Origin of the sequence: Mucilaginibacter gossypii, assembly GCF_900100945.1 — a bacterium.
Classification (GTDB): domain Bacteria; phylum Bacteroidota; class Bacteroidia; order Sphingobacteriales; family Sphingobacteriaceae; genus Mucilaginibacter; species Mucilaginibacter gossypii.
Map to the genome: position 1 here is coordinate 483,852 of NZ_FNCG01000003.1, position 15,839 is coordinate 499,690.

Sequence of the window (15,839 nt, forward strand, 5' to 3'; positions counted from 1 at the left end):
ATGCTTTTTGACGATACTTATAAAACCATAGAAAACCCTGCCGAAGGTGTTTTTCGCGACCGCGGCAGCAAGTTCCTGGCCTATGCTTATCCCATCGGTTCTGAAAATGATATCAAGGCAATAGTTGCCCGACTAAAATCAGAACATCCCAAAGCCAATCACCATTGCTGGGCTATGCGCTTAACCATCGACCGTTCGGTGTTCAGGGTTAACGATGACGGTGAGCCTTCAGGTACTGCGGGTCGACCAATCCTGAATACACTGCTGTCAAAAGACCTTACCAATCTCCTGGTTGTGGTAGTCCGATATTTCGGCGGCACCTTATTAGGGGTTCCGGGTTTGATTAATGCTTATAAAGCAGCCACAGAGGATGCATTAAACCACTCGGTTATCATTTCAAAAACGGTAAATGACGTATACACTATCTCATTTGATTATTTGCAAATGAATGATGTGATGCGGATCATTAAGGAAGAGGGCCTTGGTGTACTTAATCAGCAATTTGACAATGATTGCAGTATCCAGCTTTCTATCCGAAAAACGCAGGTTGAGCAGGCGCTTTTTAAATTAAGCAAGGTGAACGGTTCGCAGGTTAAATACAACCACAGTATCTAACTATTCCATTACAACAGCCACTTTAGGCACTCTTTTTGTGTCCATTTAATTCCTTAATTGTGGTCTAATTGTTTTAATTTAGTCGGGTATGCAATCTTTTGAATTAGATAAAACCGACCTGCTCCGCATTAAAACAGCGCTCGAAGCCGATGATGCTGAGTTAGAGAATGTTCTGAAGGAATATCACGCCTCGGAGATTGCTATACTATTTGAAAAACTTCAGCAGGAAGAAAAAGAAAGGATCATCAATATCCTCCCGGCCGACGTCGCTTCGGAAGTTTTATCCGAAATGGACGAAGAGCATGGCCCTGCCGAATTGCTTGTAAACCTCGATCCTGAAAAACGTACCGAGATAGTTGAAGAGCTTGATTATGATGATGCTACCGACATCATTTCCCAGTTGGATGAAGAACACCAGGAAGAGATCTTAGAAGACCTCGATCATGAAGATGCCAGCAGCATCCGGGCATTGATGACCTATGCCGAAGATACTGCCGGTGGTTTGATGAACTCCGAGATTATCAAGGTAAACATCAACTTGGATAAAAAGGATGCGCTTGATGAGATCATCCGACAATCGGAAGAGATGGAAGAGTTTTATACCATCTGCGTAGTTGATAATGACGATATACTGAAAGGGATTCTCTCCATTAAAACAGTTATCAAGGCCCGCGCCGATGCCCGCATCAGCGATTTGGTAACTACCGATTTTGTTTATGTAAAAGCCGAGCTTGACCAGGAAGAGGTAGCCCGCCTCATCAAGCAATATAACCTTACTAGTATCCCGGTTGTTGATGATCACATGAAACTGCTCGGACGCGTTACGGTGGATGATATTATAGACGTAATGGAAGAGGAAAACACCGAGGACATCCTGAAGATCTCCGGTGTATCTGAAGATGAAGAATTGAGCGGTAACTGGCTGGAGGCAGTAAAAAGCCGTTTGCCATGGCTGGTGATCAACCTGGGCACAGCATTCCTTGCTGCATCCATTATCCGAACATTTGATTCGACAGTTGCCAAGCTTTCCATTATCTCGGCTTATATGACCATTATAGCAGGTATGGGTGGCAATGCCGCCACACAGGCATTGGCGGTAACTGTAAGGCGTATTTCGTTAAGCGATCTTTCCGACAAACAAGCCTATAACACCGTATTAAAAGAGTTTTTAGTAGGCCTGATCAACGGCGCCGCCAATGGGCTCATCGTGTTTATAGTAGCGTTCTTTTACGATGCCAATCCGCTGCTTGGCCTGGTATTGTTCTTAGCCATGACAGGCAACCTGATCATAGCAGGCTTAACAGGCGCTTCCATCCCGTTGATATTGAAAAGGGTAGGGATTGACCCCGCAGTAGCATCATCCATCATCATCACTACTTTTACCGATTGTATTGGGTTTTTATTACCGCTTTGGTTGGCTACCAAGCTTTTGTTGAAGTAATATATCCCGCCGGTTATGCCTGTCCCCACAGCAACTCATAAGGAGATAGCGTAGTTTCGAACCCCGGAAGCACTAAGCTGCCAAATATTTAAAACCTTGTTATATAGCCAGTTTCTTTTTGAGGGCTGTCAAAATGTTATATTTATAAATAATCTTTGAATATTTGCGTGTTTACAATAACTCAATAACATTGTTGGGACGAATTTAATCTGAAACTGATGACAGAAGTTAGACATAACTGGACTAAAGAAGAAATAGCCGAAATATACCATACACCATTGCTTGATCTTGTATACAAGGCCGCTACAATCCACCGCGAGAATAAAGATTATGCAGAAGTGCAAATCAGTTCTTTGATCTCGATAAAAACAGGCGGATGTTCTGAAGATTGTGCTTACTGCCCGCAGGCTGCCCGTTATAATACGGGTGTAAATGTACATGCCATAATGCCGAAAGATGAAGTAATTGCTGCTGCCGAAAAGGCAAAAGCCGGAGGTGCATCACGTTTGTGTATGGGGGCGGCCTGGCGCGAGGTTCGTGATAACCGCGATTTTGATAAGGTAATTGATATGGTTAAAGCGGTGAACAGCCTTGATATGGAAGTGTGCTGTACCCTTGGCATGCTTACCGAAAGCCAGGCGCAACGTTTGGCCGATGCCGGTTTATATGCCTACAATCATAACCTTGATACATCCGAAGAAGATTACAAACGGATCATCACCACCCGTACCTATGATGAGCGTCTTAAAACGCTTGAACATGTGCGCAAAGCGAAGATCACCGTATGCAGCGGCGGCATCATTGGCTTGGGTGAAACGGTAGAGGACAGGGTATCCATGCTCAAAACATTGTCGAACCTGCCCAAACACCCCGAATCAGTGCCTATTAATGCTTTAGTGCCGGTAGCAGGAACTCCGTTAGCCGATCAGCCCCGTGTTTCTGTTTGGGATATGGTTAGGATGGTGGCCACAACAAGGATCATTATGCCTAAAACCGTAGTGCGTTTATCTGCCGGTCGTACGGAGATGAGTACGGTTGAACAGGCTTTCTGTTTTATGGCAGGAGCTAATTCAATTTTTGCCGGCGAAAAGCTGCTTACCACGCCAAACCCATCATTTGATACCGATATGGCTATGTTTGAATTGCTTGGTTTATCGCCGCGTAAAGCTTTCAAAAATGGCCGGCCTAATGAAGTTAATAAAGAAGAAGTTGAAGTTGCGGGCTAATAGCGCTTTCAGATAAAACAAAAGGAGCCGTAGCAAAATGCATGGCTCCTTTTGTTTTAATAGGATCTTTTACATTAATATCAGAGATTCTATTAGTCTCTCATATTAATATATTGCAATGGCTGGCCAAAATCCTCCGCGCGGCAAAGGCTGATAACAGATTGCAGGTCGTCAATCTTCTTTCCTTGCACCCGCACCTGATCGTCCATGATAGAGGCTTGCACTTTAAGGCCGCTATCTTTAATTTTCTTTACTATTTTTTTAGCAGCTTCCTTATCTATGCCTTCCCTGATCTTGATTTCCTTGCGAATCATGTTGCCCGATGCATATTGCTCTTTGCCAAAATCCAGCGCTTTGGGATCAAGATGTTGTTTAACCATCCGGCTTATGATGCTGTCTTGTATGGCTTTAAGGCGCATATCGTTTTCAGTAACTATGGTAACCTGGTTTGTTTTTTTATCAAGGTCAATAGTGCTTTTTGAATCGTTAAAGTCGTAACGGTTCAGGATCTCTTTTTTGGCGGTATTTATCGCGTTATCAAGCGTTTGCCCGTCTATTTTACTAACTATATCAAATGTAGGCATAAGTAGTGTGTTGGTTATAAATGTTTTGCAAAACTAATGTATTGTAAACATACAGCGCAATATTGCAACAAATTGTTTAATTTCTGCAATAAATAATGATGAATGAAAACAGGTTAATTCCTCATGAGTTAATATTAAGTTAACAAATAAATAAGCAGATTTGTAACATCTGGCTGTAAAGCGAGAAATTTTTATGGATAAACAGGTTCCCTTAATTAACAGAGAAATAAGCTGGCTATATTTTAACGATAGGGTTTTGCAGGAAGCGGCCGACCCGACCGTTCCCCTGATAGACCGGATTAGGTTCTTAGCTATATTTTCATCTAACCTCGACGAATTTTACAGGGTGAGGGTTGCCACACTAAGCCGTTTAGCTGCACTTAATGAAAAATCGAAAGAGATACTTGGTTATAATCCTAAAAAGATACTTAACCAGATCAAGAATATTGTAGTAAGGCAGGAACGCAAATTCAACAACCTGTACGAAAACATCATTGTTAAACAGCTGGCCGAAGAAAAGATCTTCATCCTGAATGATAAACAGCTTAACGTAACCCGAGGTACTTTCGTTAAAAATTATTTCAGGGAGAAGCTGTTGGCTACATTGGTGCCTATTATGCTTAATGACACCTTACCGCTGCCTGAGCTTAGGGACAGGGCCGTTTACTTTTTTGTAAAGCTTACCACCAATAAAAAAACAAGGTTTGCCCTTATTGAGTTTCCGGATAACCTTTCGCGTTTTGTTAAACTGCCCGATACCAATAACCTGAAATTCATTATTTTGCTTGATGATATTATCAGGTACAGTTTGGAGGATATCTTTTTCATTTTTGAACATGATAGCATAGAGGCTTACTCCATCCAGCTTACCCGCGACGCGGAGCTTGACCTGGATAAAGAGGTGAGCGAAAAATTTGTAGATTCATTGGCCAAGAGCCTTCAAAAGCGCAAAAAAGGTAAACCGATGCGTTTGTTGTATGACTCAGAGATGCCTATGGATATGCTGAAATACCTGGTAGGCAAAATGGGCCTGCATGGCGAAAGTCTTATCCCGGGTAACAGGTACCATAATTTCAAAAATTTTATTTCGTTCCCCAACGTTGGTGGGCCGGAGCTTGAGTATAGCAAATATATAGCACTCCCTGTGGCCGACCTTTCATTCGGTAAAAGCCTTATAGGGCTCATCGCCAAAAAGGATTACCTGGTAAGTACACCTTATCAATCGTATGATTACGTGATCCATTTTTTGCGCGAGGCCGCAATAGACCCTAAGGTAAAAGAGATTAGCATTGCAGTATATCGTTTGGCCGAAAACTCAAGAGTGGTCCATGCTTTAATAAATGCCGCTAAAAACGGCAAAAAGGTAAACTGCCTTGTAGAGTTAAGGGCCCGCTTTGATGAGCAAAACAATATTCACTGGAGTAACAGGCTTGAAGAGGAGGGTGTAACAGTATTGTACGGTGTACCCGGTTATAAGGTGCACTCGAAAATATGTTTGGTTAGCCGTACCGAAAAAGGTAAGCTGGCTTATTATGCCTGCCTTTCAACCGGTAATTTTAATGAAAAAACAGCGCAGATCTATGCCGATCACACCTTGTTTACAGCTAATAAAAAAATCACCGATGACCTGGTAAATGTTTTTAAAGCAATTAATAAGGGATTATTGCCTAAGGGGCTCAAAAGCCTCATCGTGTCGCCAATTGACTCGCGGCCTGCCATTTACAGGCTAATAGATAACGAGATCAAAAACGCCAAAGCCGGCAAACAGGCATATATGATCCTGAAGATGAACAGCCTTGCTGATGAAGATCTCATTAGCAAGTTATACCAGGCCAGTAATGCAGGCGTAAAGATCAAAATGATCATCAGGGGGATGTGCTGCTTAATTGCCGGTGTGAAGGGTTATAGCGAAAATATAGAGGTGATTAGTATTGTAGATAAATATCTTGAACACGCCCGGGTGCATATTTATTGCAATGGCGGCAAGGAGCTCATCTACCTTACATCGGCCGATTTCATGACCCGAAATATTGACAACCGTGTTGAAGTTGGCTTCCCGATATATGATGAAAAACTACAACAGGAGATAAGGGATATTATTGATATCCAGCTTGAAGATAATACCAAAGCACGTGAAATCAACAGCCAGAACACCAACAAATACCACAAAACAAACTCGCCCGAAAGCCACCGGGCGCAAATTGAAATATATAATTATTTAAAAAATAAAACGAAATAACATTGAGATACGCCGCTATTGATATAGGTTCAAACGCCGTGAGGCTGTTAATTGCCGACATAATTCAAAACACCGGATCGGTGTCGTTCAAAAAAAACACCTTGATCCGTGTTCCGTTGCGTTTGGGAGACGATGCTTTTATCCAGCAGCATATATCTGAGAAAAAAACGACAGAGCTGGTAAAATCAATGGTTGCTTTTCGTAACCTGATGGATGTATATAAGGTTACCGATTATTTAGCCTGTGCAACATCGGCCATGCGCGAAGCCAAAAACGGAGAAGATGTTGTAAAGCTGATTAAGGATGAAGCTAACATCGATATTGAAATTGTACATGGATCTAAAGAAGCCAGTATCATTTATGCCAGTCATGCCGAGCAAAACATCGATAAAAGCAAAAACTACCTTTATATTGACGTAGGCGGCGGCAGTACAGAGCTTTCGCTGTTTTCGGCAGGGGAGCTGATCGTTTCGCGTTCGTTTAATATTGGCACCATCCGCATTCTTGATAACCAGGACACCGAAGAAACCTGGAACGAAATGAAGGATTTTGTGCGCGACAATACCCGTAACTTTAAGCAATTATCAGGCATAGGTACCGGCGGCAACATTAATAAACTGTTCAGGCTATCCGAAGAAAAAGAAGATATGCCGCTAACTTTTGCTAAACTAAGATCACTATATACCTACCTGAGCTCTTTTTCATTAAAAGACAGGATCAACGTACTTGGCCTAAACCAGGATAGGGCCGATGTAATTATTCCTGCCTGTGAAATTTACCTTACGGTAATGAAAAATGCCAACATTAAAAACATATATGTGCCCAGGGTAGGTATGGTTGACGGAATTATCCAAACTTTAATAGAAAAAAATATTCAATAAACAGGTTAAAATTATTTTAACAAATTGTTTAATAATTTAAAAAGTGTTATTATATTTGTAGTGCCCTCTCAAGGGCATGTTTTTCATAGGTAGATGTAGGGTCGGGTACAAGTTATTCGACCCTTTTTTGTGCCCCTAACTTTTTGTGTGTTTGGGTTGTTGAAGGAGTAATTATGAAGAAAAAGATAGTTGTTGCTATTACGGGCGCCAGTGGCTCAATATATGCCAGTCTGCTGCTAAAAAAACTAACTCAATTGCAGGATCAAATTGCCGAAGTGGGCGTTGTTATGTCAGATAATGCCAAAGATGTTTGGAAGTTTGAACTCGGCAACGAAGAATACAGCCGGTTCCCTTTTAAATTTTACGCCAAAAATGACTTCATGGCACCCTTTGCTTCGGGTTCGGCAAAGTTTGATACCATGATAATTGTTCCATGCTCAATGGGGACGCTTGGAAGGATAGCAGGAGGGATCTCTGACGATTTGATCACCCGTGCGGCCGACGTGATCCTTAAAGAGCGCCGTAAGCTGGTATTGGTAGCCCGTGACACGCCGCTCAATCTGATCCATATCCGTAACATGGCAACTGTTACGGAAGCAGGTGGGATCATATGTCCGGCGATTCCATCATATTACAGCAAGCCCCAAACTATAGAAGAGCTGGCTATGACAGTAGTAAACCGGGTTATTGATTTAATAGGGCTGGAAAGTAAAAGCTATGAGTGGAAGGGGATCTGAATTCCACATCGTTTCTGTTAAGCAATTGCGGTTACGTGCCGTTTTAATTACCCGGAATATATCCGAACTTTAACGGGTAGCCCGTCTAATGGAAAACTACAAAGGTATTTCTATTATCACTGTAAATTCTTATGCGGTTAGTTAAGTTTGTTAGGGTATCCTTACCAAAGGGGGCAGCCCCTATTACGGGGTATAAAGCCGCATTAGAAAGTAAGGCGATTTTTTTTATTAGGTCATTCATCCGTGATAATACCATAAACGACGAAACAAAATCACGCTACTACCACAAAAGTAACTTGTTTTTTTCGTTTATCTTACAGGAAAACATTTTTATGATCCCATGATTTGTATGGGGCAATATTGTAAATTTGGGACACTCCTTACACTTATCAAATAATTTGAATCCGGATATATTCCATGTTAACTTATCCCATGTGGCTGCCATGGCAACCCTGTTTTCGGGTTTTACGCTTGCATTGCTTTTAGCTTTCGCAAAAAGACAAGGCCAAAGAGCTAATCTGTTTTTAAGTGTCGCTTTAACTGTAATTGTACTGAAGACTGGCGGGCTTTCGCCGTTTTTTTTACCGGCGCTGGGACCGTTGTTGTATCTTTATGTACGGCAACTAACATCTCCCAACCTGAAATTTAACCGAAATGATCTCCTTCATTTTTGCCCCATGTTGGTTACATATTGGATACCGGGATGGCTGGTGCTAATATCTGTTGTTATTTATTTATACATGTCGCACCGGTTGATCCAGCAATTTTATAAACGCTTGCAGCCAACACTAATGGATAGATCGCGGCTTACCTTCCGCCCATTGGAAAAAACCATTTACTTGCTCGGGTTGCTTTGCGTGTTATGGCTGTTTAACGACGCTTTGAGTTTTATCGTTGCTTTTGTACTCATTGGTGTGGCGGCCGAAGTGATGCTAAAATTAGATGATGGCACAGAAATGGCCATGCCGCTAACCGATAGATATATCGCAAGGGAAAAAAGCCGCAGACTAAAGGAAGCTGTAGCCTCAAACCGTTTTTACGAGGATGCCGAATTAACGTTAACCACCCTGGCCATAAAGTTGAATATCCATCCGCACGATTTATCACGGATCATTAATGTGGGAATGGGCAAGAACTTCAACGACTTTATTAATGAGTTCAGGGTTCGTGAAACTGCCCGGAAGATGAGGGACCCCGCACACGCCCATCTCACGTTACTGGGAATAGCCTACGAGTCGGGGTTTAACTCCCAGAGAACCTTCAACCGCGTTTTCAAAGAGATGACCGGCAAAACCCCGGCGGAATATAAAAATAGCCTAAAAAAAGAGTTGCCAAATGATAAGTTGGCCATTCTCTCACACTTACAGCCGGTAATATTGCGTTCAGGAAGCCCACCCAATTGGGCTTCTGTAATATTAAACCGCAATTATATGTTTAAAAACTATTTAAAAATAGCGCTTCGCACGCTGGCCAAGCAAAAGACATTATCGTTCATTAACATATTTGGCTTGTCTGTTGGAATAGCCTGTTTCAACCTATTCATGCTTTATGCTATCAATGAATTTAGTTTTGATGGGTTTCACAAAAATGCTGCTAACACTTACCTTGTTTTAGACAAAAATGGGAAAGAAAACGTAAAGGCACTTGCAGGAGTCATTTATACTCCTATGCCCCTGGGGCCTGCCATGAAACAGGAACTGCCGGGAGTAGAGAATTATGTCCGTTATATTCAGCCTTATGAAACATTTATAAAAATAAAAAATGACGCGAGACGGGAGAATATTGCTTATGCCGATTCCTCGTTCTTCAATGTGTTTTCGTTTAAATTTAAATACGGGAATGCCAAATCGGCTATCAGTGGTTTGCACAGCATGGTTTTAACCGAAGAAACCGCTAATAGGTTATTTGGTAAAACAAATGCCATTGGTCAATCATTCCAGGTAAAGATTGGCGATGTGTTTGAAACTTTTACAGTTACGGCTATAGCAGCAAATCCGCCATCTAATTCTTCCTTCCAATACAGCATGCTTGCCAACTTTGATTGTTTTGGTAACACAAAATCAGGGAAAATGGGCGCACATGACTGGTGGATGAATATATTTGTCACCGTGGTTCAGCTAAAGCCCGGAAGCAAACTGGCGAATAACAACAAGTTGCTGGCAAATTTCTGGCACAGGCATTTTCCAGATGCAGGATCAGGCGGGTATAACCTGGTGCCAATCAGGGATGTGCATACAAGCCCGGCGTTGATGGGTATTAAGGTCCCGCCTGTCGATCCAAAATCGATTTGGATATTACTAAGTATCGCTGCCGGTGTATTATTAATCGCCTGTATTAATTTTACAACGCTTTCCATAGGCCGTTCAGCAAACCGCGCAAAAGAGGTAGGCGTCCGCAAAGTTATTGGCGGCACCAAAAAGGCTTTAGTAGTTCAGTTTTTAACAGAATCATTTTTGCTTGCTGTCTTTTCGACGCTGATAGGCCTCGCACTTGTATACCTGCTTTTGCCATACTTCAACCAATTGTCAGGCAGGGAGCTGAGTTTCTCTTTTAAGCAATTTCCACAGTTGACCGGCCTTATTGCCGGCTTAATACTGATTGTTCCCCTGCTCTCAGGATGCTACCCGGCGTTAATATTGTCAGGCTTTAATACGGTGGACGCGTTGAAGGCTAAAATTAAGTTAGGCGGCGCGAATTTTTTCACAAAAGCATTAGTCACTTTTCAGTTTGTACTTTCCGCAGTGCTGATTGTTTCTGCTATAATCATCATGCAGCAGTTACACTACATGGAATCAAGAAATCCTGGTTTTAGTAAAGAGAATGTACTTGTTGTGCAAACATTCGGCGTTCCGGATACTAAACATCTATTCCAGCTTTTTAAACAGGAAGTTTCCGGCCATCCCGGTGTTTCGGTTTTAGCCAGCGCCGACAACGGCCTAGGTGAACATGAGGGGACCGGTTTTACAGATTTTAGTTACCAGGGTAAGTCTATTAATACAAAGCAATTTCACGTCGACGCCAACTACATACCTACATTGGGAATGCAACTGGTTGCAGGAAGAAATTTTAACCCGGCAATTACTTCGGATACTGTGAACGCAGTGATCATTAATGAATCTATGATGAGGGAATTAGGATGGAAGCCTGAAAACAGTACTGGTCGCCAATTGGAAGGCTATGGGAAGCTTGGCTTTAAAAACCCTACGGTGATAGGCGTGGTTCGTGATTTTAATTATGAGCCTCTTACAGATCGTGTAGCACCGGTCTTGTTTCATCAGTTCGCCAGAAACTCTGGAGGTCTTAATTTGTTTTATGTTCGCCTGCAGCCGGGTAATCCGTCGAAGGCTTTGGCAGCAGTACAATCGGCTTGGAAAAAGATTGTACCCGATTACCCTTTAGAATATAATTTTCTTGACGAAGATATAAACCGGTTCTTTAAAGCAGAAACCAGGTTGGGAAATATTATTAGCTGGATTGGTGGAATCGCTATCTTCCTGGGATGCCTGGGCCTGCTGGGGCTTTCAGCGCTTGCAGTTGCCAATCGCACCAAAGAGATCGGCATCCGCAAAGTGCTGGGGGCATCCGTTTCAGTTATCATCGGCCTTATTTCAAAAGATTTTTTAAGGCTTGTTGTATTAGCTTTATTCATTTCAACTCCAATTACGTGGTGCTTAATGAACAAATGGTTGCAGGCCTATGCATACAGGATAACTATTGAATGGTGGTTTTTTGGCATAGGTTGCATGGCAATCATTGTTGTGGCATTGCTTACCGTGTGTTTTCAGGCGATTAAAGCGGCCATAAGTAAACCGGTGAAGAGTTTGAGTACAGAGTGAGGATTCAAGTATTATTTGCCAAAGGGCTGGTGTATGCATGGTATTAGGGCTGTCGTAACAGGTATTGTAAAGTTATTAGCCAGGTAAGGTAGTGGTGTTTAATCATAAAAAAGTTGCCAATAAAATTGACAACTTACCGAGGGGGCGTTTCTTTTATTTATTGTTAAGCAGCTTTATTATAACTCCGGCATTAATAACTCTACCGTCCAACGGCGCATAAATATTTTTGAACACGGGATTAGAAATCGAGCCAGCATAAATCGTTCCCCATTTATTTTGTCGTTGATCAGTAAGATTCTCGGCATTAATGAAAATTACAAAATGCTTCCACATCTTTTGCACAAGCAGTCCGAAAGTCCAATAATCACGCCCTGTTGTGCCACCATCCAATAATTGTGAACCTGTATAAAATCCCTCAACGCCTGCCCGGAAACTGTTTTCCACTTCGTAGGTCAGGTCTGCGTTTAACTGGTGTTTGGGTGTTAATGCCTGAGCACTGCTTAACCCGTTAAAATGGCGTTGTACATTTGTATAGGTATAACCGAGGTAAATCCCTAACTCATCCATCAACAGCTTAACATTGGTTTCGGCCCCTTTGCTGATCAGGTAACCCGGAGCGTTTATAAAGGCATTGTTTTGTAATATCAAAGGGTCATTCACTTTGGTGAGGAAGAATAGGTGATTAACCTGCAAAAAAGCATCGCCTACTGCGCCCTTATAATTTACATCTGCGTTAGCACCGGCCGAACGTTCGGCTTTGGTTGCGCCAATATTTAATGGCTGCAAATACCGGTAGCCCTGTTCTTCGGCATCGTCATTAAAAATATCTGGCATCTTATAGCCCAGACCGCCGCCGACACGGCTACTCCAATGTTTACCGAGCGTGAACAGCGTGTTAACGCGTGGTAAAAGGAATAACCCGTTTGAGCTTGCAGATGACGGCGAGTTTTCGTCAAGCCGAATGCCACTTTCTACAGCTAACCATTTTGTGGGCTTGAAGGTGTTTTGAGCAAAAATTCCGTAAGTGTTGTGGCTATAGCTCAGATCTACACTTCTGTCTCGTTGCGGCAAATGATCTGTCCAAACATCCGCACCGGCTACCCAGCTTGCAATTTTGCCATTACGGACATAGTTAGCTTCGGTATAAGATGATAATTGATCGCCCTTAAATAGAAACTGCGGCTCAGCGATTGTCCTATAAAAATAGCCAACCGTACTTTTAAAGTTCAGTTGGTTGTTAGAGTCAAGCTTATGCGTGTAGGAAAACTGCGTGGAAAGACGGTCGCTTAGGTTACGCTCGAAATATTGGTGCTGATTATCCGCATGGCCGTTGATGACCTGCATATCGCCACCTAAACGATCTTCGTGCATGAAGTTAACACCAAACCAAAGTTGATCGCGGTTGCCTGGCTTTAAGAATACTTTTGGCGCAAGCGTGAAGCGATTGGTTTTAGGCACCGCGGAGAGCCCTGTATTACCCGGATCGTAAGCACCATTATAGTTATAAGAACTAAAAATTGTTGTTCCAATGAGTGTCCATTGCTGGCTGTAAAAACCGCTGGCATCGGTGCCTTTGGCTGAATTCTGGTTAAGCAATAAGGTCAATTCGGGTTTAGCCGCTGGCGTTTTGGTGATCAGGTTAACTAAACCGCCAATAGCCCCACCACCGTAAAGTGTTGATGCCGAACCTTTAATAATCTCGGCCTGCTTCAGGTTAAGCGGCGAAACCTGCACCAAGCTTAACCCACCCGAAAAGCCATCGTACATTGGCAATCCATCCTGCAATAGCTGCGTATAACGACTATCCAGCCCCTGGATGCGAAAACTTGCTGTGCCGCTTACCGCCGAAGTCGCTTGTACGTGTACACCCGTGATCTCCCCCAACAGCATTTTGATATCGCCGGGGCGCATGGTGCTTTTTTCGTCCAGTTCTTCAGCAGGCAATGCTTCGATACGGGTGGGCACATCACTGCGGTTCTGATTGGTGCGGTTGGTTTGCACCACCACCTCCGCCAATTCACCTGCCATCGGCTCCAGGTAAACTTCTATAACGGGCTCAATATTTTTGAGTGGTAACACGAAAGTTTTTTCCTGCGGCAGATAACCCACCATACTGAATTTGATCTCGTATTTTCCGGTGGGCAGGTTGAACTGAATGTGCCCGCTGCTGTCCGCAGCAGCGCCTCTTTTTAATTCGTTGATATAAGCCGTAACACCGGCTATGGACTGTTTGGTCTGGTCATCTTTGACCAGAATAGATAAAGTATGCTGTGCACGTGTGGCCACTGAAGTCAGCAGCACGGCGCATAAAAGTAAATAGCGCATGAAATAGCTTAAAACGTAAGAATTGATGATTAAGAAAATGAGGGTTTTCTTACGCTAAAGGCGGACGAAATAAAGAAGGGTGGTAATAGCTCAAAGCACCGGAGCTATGATGTAACGAAGCTGTGGTAACGGAGTCTAATGATACAGGTTCAGCCAAAAACGGGCTAACCGGTTGAATAATGGCCGCAAAGGATGGCGTGCCCTGGAATTGCAGCGCACCGGGTTTTGATGGCTGGTCATGCTGGTTATGGTTTAACAGATCTTTGCCGTTCAGCAGGTAATCACCGATGAAATCCAGCACGCCTTTTTCATCCGGTGTGACCACCTTTTCATAAGCCTGGTACATGCGCGGCAATTCGTTAAGCAGCGAGAAATCCCCCAATGGCAAAGCAATGCTGCCAAAGAGCAAATATCCGATCATCCAAAAAGCCGCGATCCTTTTGAGCATGAGCGTAAATTAACTAATAAATTCTGTAGGAAAACTGAAAAACCGTAAGCCAGATTGGCTGGCTTACGGTTCAATATCATTGACAATACATTGCATTTTCTTATTACCCCTACTGACGCTTTTCTTGCCTAAATTCCCTGACGCTGCTTTAAAGCACTTCGCTAACTCCGAAGCTGGGCCTTTAACCAGGTGATGTAAAAAGATCATGTGCTGCTCATCACCCGACATGTGATAATGTATTGCCACCACCTCAATATTGTTAGCGCGGAGGGTTCGGATCACGCTATTTACTTCCGTTTCCGGCATCGCCACAGCACCTGCGATATGTGCCTGCTCCATCGTGCCGGTAAACGAGGCCCAGGTATTTAAGCCGATATTTGGCGCCATTTCTACGCCCGTTACCTTCACTTCAGATCGGCGCGATGCCTGGTTTTAAAATTATGATAGATTATTTTGTTTACTCACGGCAATCAGGCGTGCTTATGCCGACATTCTCTTTATTATATTCATTCGGGTTTCCGATGAGGTGAGCTACGAATGCAGCTATACTCTTGCGGGAAATGGCCCCGCCGGATTCCGGCTCCCCTTTTTGGGTAATTGTAAAATCGATCTCGCTACCGTTCGTAAACCAATCTGGTCGTAAGATCGTATAGTCCAATGTTGACACTTCTATAATATCGGCAAGTTTTCTGTACGGGACGAGCATTGAACTAAGCGGTACATTGTATATACCGATTGAACTTACAGCGATAATTCGATTGACACCGGTTTCAATCATTGCTTTCACAATATTCTGAGTCATTAACTCAAGGTCACCCGCAAGATTCACATAAACAATATGTTGTCCGGCTATCGCGTCTTTAACCAATGTAAAGTTGGTGGCATCGGCTTCGATAACCCTGTGTTTGTTTCTCGCACCTTGCTGTAACCTGTTTTTGTTACGAACAAAAAGGGTTAGTTCCACGTCGTCTAGCTCTTCAATCGCATCTATCACATATGATGCAAGGCTTCCGCTTGCACCGAAAATAATTACATTTTTCATTGATATTGTTTGGCTAATTAGCGCTTTTCAGGCAAACTGCTGGCATGCATAGCCAGCAGTTTCCAGGGATGGCTTTTACCTGTTCGGGTAAACACTTCGATGTAAGAAAGCTTCAAAACAACCTTGTGGCCGTTGCTGGTTACGGTAAAGGTGCCTTTGCCGAACACTGCTCCGGTATTATCTGTTATCGCCACAACACTTTCGTCTACTATGATAGCATTGTGAACGAAATTTCCGCTTTGCAATCTGGCGATATAAGCTGCCTTCGATTGTGCTTCGCCGCTCGATCCGACAACCTGAAATTTCTTGTGAAATATTTGCTCAAGGGAATCGATTTTTCCGGCTACTTCCCACTCAAAAATGCGATCTGATAAGGAAAGTAAGTTTTTTTCTTGAGCTGTTTGAGCAGAACAATCAAGCGAAACTATAATTAACAGGATTAAAATTAACGGTTTCATAAATTTA

General features: G+C 43.0%; 13 protein-coding genes. 7 read left to right on the forward strand and 6 right to left on the reverse strand.

Annotated features, from left to right (window positions below; translation table 11 throughout):
* The 3 genes from BLS28_RS08165 to bioB all read left to right on the forward strand — a co-directional run bounded on the left by BLS28_RS08165 (position 1) and on the right by bioB (position 3,282).
* Complete coding sequence (locus BLS28_RS08165; protein WP_091164463.1) at positions 1-615, forward strand: IMPACT family protein; 615 nt, start codon at positions 1-3, stop codon at positions 613-615.
* 88 nt (positions 616-703) lie between these two features.
* Positions 704-2,056 (forward strand): magnesium transporter, encoded by a 1,353-nt coding sequence (gene mgtE / locus BLS28_RS08170; RefSeq protein WP_090525911.1) that lies wholly within the window; start codon positions 704-706, stop codon positions 2,054-2,056.
* Between the two features lie 218 nt (positions 2,057-2,274).
* Positions 2,275-3,282 (forward strand): biotin synthase BioB, encoded by a 1,008-nt coding sequence (gene bioB / locus BLS28_RS08175; RefSeq protein WP_090525910.1) that lies wholly within the window; start codon positions 2,275-2,277, stop codon positions 3,280-3,282.
* 92 nt (positions 3,283-3,374) lie between these two features.
* Here the strand turns inward: bioB and BLS28_RS08180 are convergent, their stop codons facing one another.
* Positions 3,375-3,866, reverse strand: coding sequence for a YajQ family cyclic di-GMP-binding protein (locus BLS28_RS08180; RefSeq protein ID WP_090525909.1), 492 nt, complete (start codon positions 3,864-3,866; stop codon positions 3,375-3,377).
* Between the two features lie 193 nt (positions 3,867-4,059).
* On the opposite strand from BLS28_RS08180, the gene ppk1 reads away from it, so the two are divergent.
* The 4 genes from ppk1 (at position 4,060) to BLS28_RS08205 (ending at position 11,559) form a co-directional block, all read left to right on the forward strand.
* On the forward strand, positions 4,060-6,105 hold the full coding sequence (gene ppk1, locus BLS28_RS08185; protein WP_091164470.1) for a polyphosphate kinase 1: 2,046 nt from the start codon (positions 4,060-4,062) through the stop codon (positions 6,103-6,105).
* Between the two features lie 2 nt (positions 6,106-6,107).
* Positions 6,108-6,986, forward strand: a complete 879-nt coding sequence (locus BLS28_RS08190) for a Ppx/GppA phosphatase family protein (protein ID WP_090525907.1) — start codon at positions 6,108-6,110, stop codon at positions 6,984-6,986.
* A 173-nt stretch (positions 6,987-7,159) separates the two neighbouring features.
* On the forward strand, positions 7,160-7,723 hold the full coding sequence (locus tag BLS28_RS08195) for a UbiX family flavin prenyltransferase (protein ID WP_176844406.1): 564 nt from the start codon (positions 7,160-7,162) through the stop codon (positions 7,721-7,723).
* 443 nt (positions 7,724-8,166) lie between these two features.
* Positions 8,167-11,559, forward strand: coding sequence for an ABC transporter permease (locus BLS28_RS08205; protein WP_143020715.1), 3,393 nt, complete (start codon positions 8,167-8,169; stop codon positions 11,557-11,559).
* Positions 11,560-11,712: 153 nt separating this feature from the next.
* Here the strand turns inward: BLS28_RS08205 and BLS28_RS08210 are convergent, their stop codons facing one another.
* The 5 genes from BLS28_RS08210 to BLS28_RS08230 all read right to left on the reverse strand — a co-directional run bounded on the left by BLS28_RS08210 (position 11,713) and on the right by BLS28_RS08230 (position 15,832).
* Positions 11,713-13,884, reverse strand: a complete 2,172-nt coding sequence (locus BLS28_RS08210; protein ID WP_091164477.1) for a TonB-dependent receptor — start codon at positions 13,882-13,884, stop codon at positions 11,713-11,715.
* A 49-nt stretch (positions 13,885-13,933) separates the two neighbouring features.
* On the reverse strand, positions 13,934-14,332 hold the full coding sequence (locus BLS28_RS08215; protein ID WP_091164479.1) for a hypothetical protein: 399 nt from the start codon (positions 14,330-14,332) through the stop codon (positions 13,934-13,936).
* Positions 14,333-14,395: 63 nt separating this feature from the next.
* On the reverse strand, positions 14,396-14,740 hold the full coding sequence (locus BLS28_RS08220; protein ID WP_256337377.1) for a DUF1259 domain-containing protein: 345 nt from the start codon (positions 14,738-14,740) through the stop codon (positions 14,396-14,398).
* 49 nt (positions 14,741-14,789) lie between these two features.
* The gene (locus BLS28_RS08225) at positions 14,790-15,374 is read right to left on the reverse strand and encodes an NAD(P)H-binding protein (RefSeq protein WP_091164483.1); all 585 of its coding nucleotides are present in this window, start codon (positions 15,372-15,374) and stop codon (positions 14,790-14,792) included.
* Positions 15,375-15,391: 17 nt separating this feature from the next.
* Positions 15,392-15,832, reverse strand: coding sequence for a nuclear transport factor 2 family protein (locus BLS28_RS08230; RefSeq protein WP_176844407.1), 441 nt, complete (start codon positions 15,830-15,832; stop codon positions 15,392-15,394).
* Positions 15,833-15,839 lie beyond the last annotated feature (7 nt).

Coding starts and splice junctions, on each gene's coding strand:
- BLS28_RS08165 (WP_091164463.1), top strand. CDS start 1: ATGCTTTTTGACGATACTTATAAAACCATAGAAAACCCTGCCGAAGGT.
- mgtE (WP_090525911.1), top strand. CDS start 704: ATGCAATCTTTTGAATTAGATAAAACCGACCTGCTCCGCATTAAAACA.
- bioB (WP_090525910.1), top strand. CDS start 2,275: ATGACAGAAGTTAGACATAACTGGACTAAAGAAGAAATAGCCGAAATA.
- BLS28_RS08180 (WP_090525909.1), bottom strand. CDS start 3,866: ATGCCTACATTTGATATAGTTAGTAAAATAGACGGGCAAACGCTTGAT.
- ppk1 (WP_091164470.1), top strand. CDS start 4,060: ATGGATAAACAGGTTCCCTTAATTAACAGAGAAATAAGCTGGCTATAT.
- BLS28_RS08195 (WP_176844406.1), top strand. CDS start 7,160: ATGAAGAAAAAGATAGTTGTTGCTATTACGGGCGCCAGTGGCTCAATA.
- BLS28_RS08205 (WP_143020715.1), top strand. CDS start 8,167: ATGGCAACCCTGTTTTCGGGTTTTACGCTTGCATTGCTTTTAGCTTTC.
- BLS28_RS08210 (WP_091164477.1), bottom strand. CDS start 13,884: ATGCGCTATTTACTTTTATGCGCCGTGCTGCTGACTTCAGTGGCCACA.
- BLS28_RS08215 (WP_091164479.1), bottom strand. CDS start 14,332: ATGCTCAAAAGGATCGCGGCTTTTTGGATGATCGGATATTTGCTCTTT.
- BLS28_RS08225 (WP_091164483.1), bottom strand. CDS start 15,374: ATGAAAAATGTAATTATTTTCGGTGCAAGCGGAAGCCTTGCATCATAT.
- BLS28_RS08230 (WP_176844407.1), bottom strand. CDS start 15,832: ATGAAACCGTTAATTTTAATCCTGTTAATTATAGTTTCGCTTGATTGT.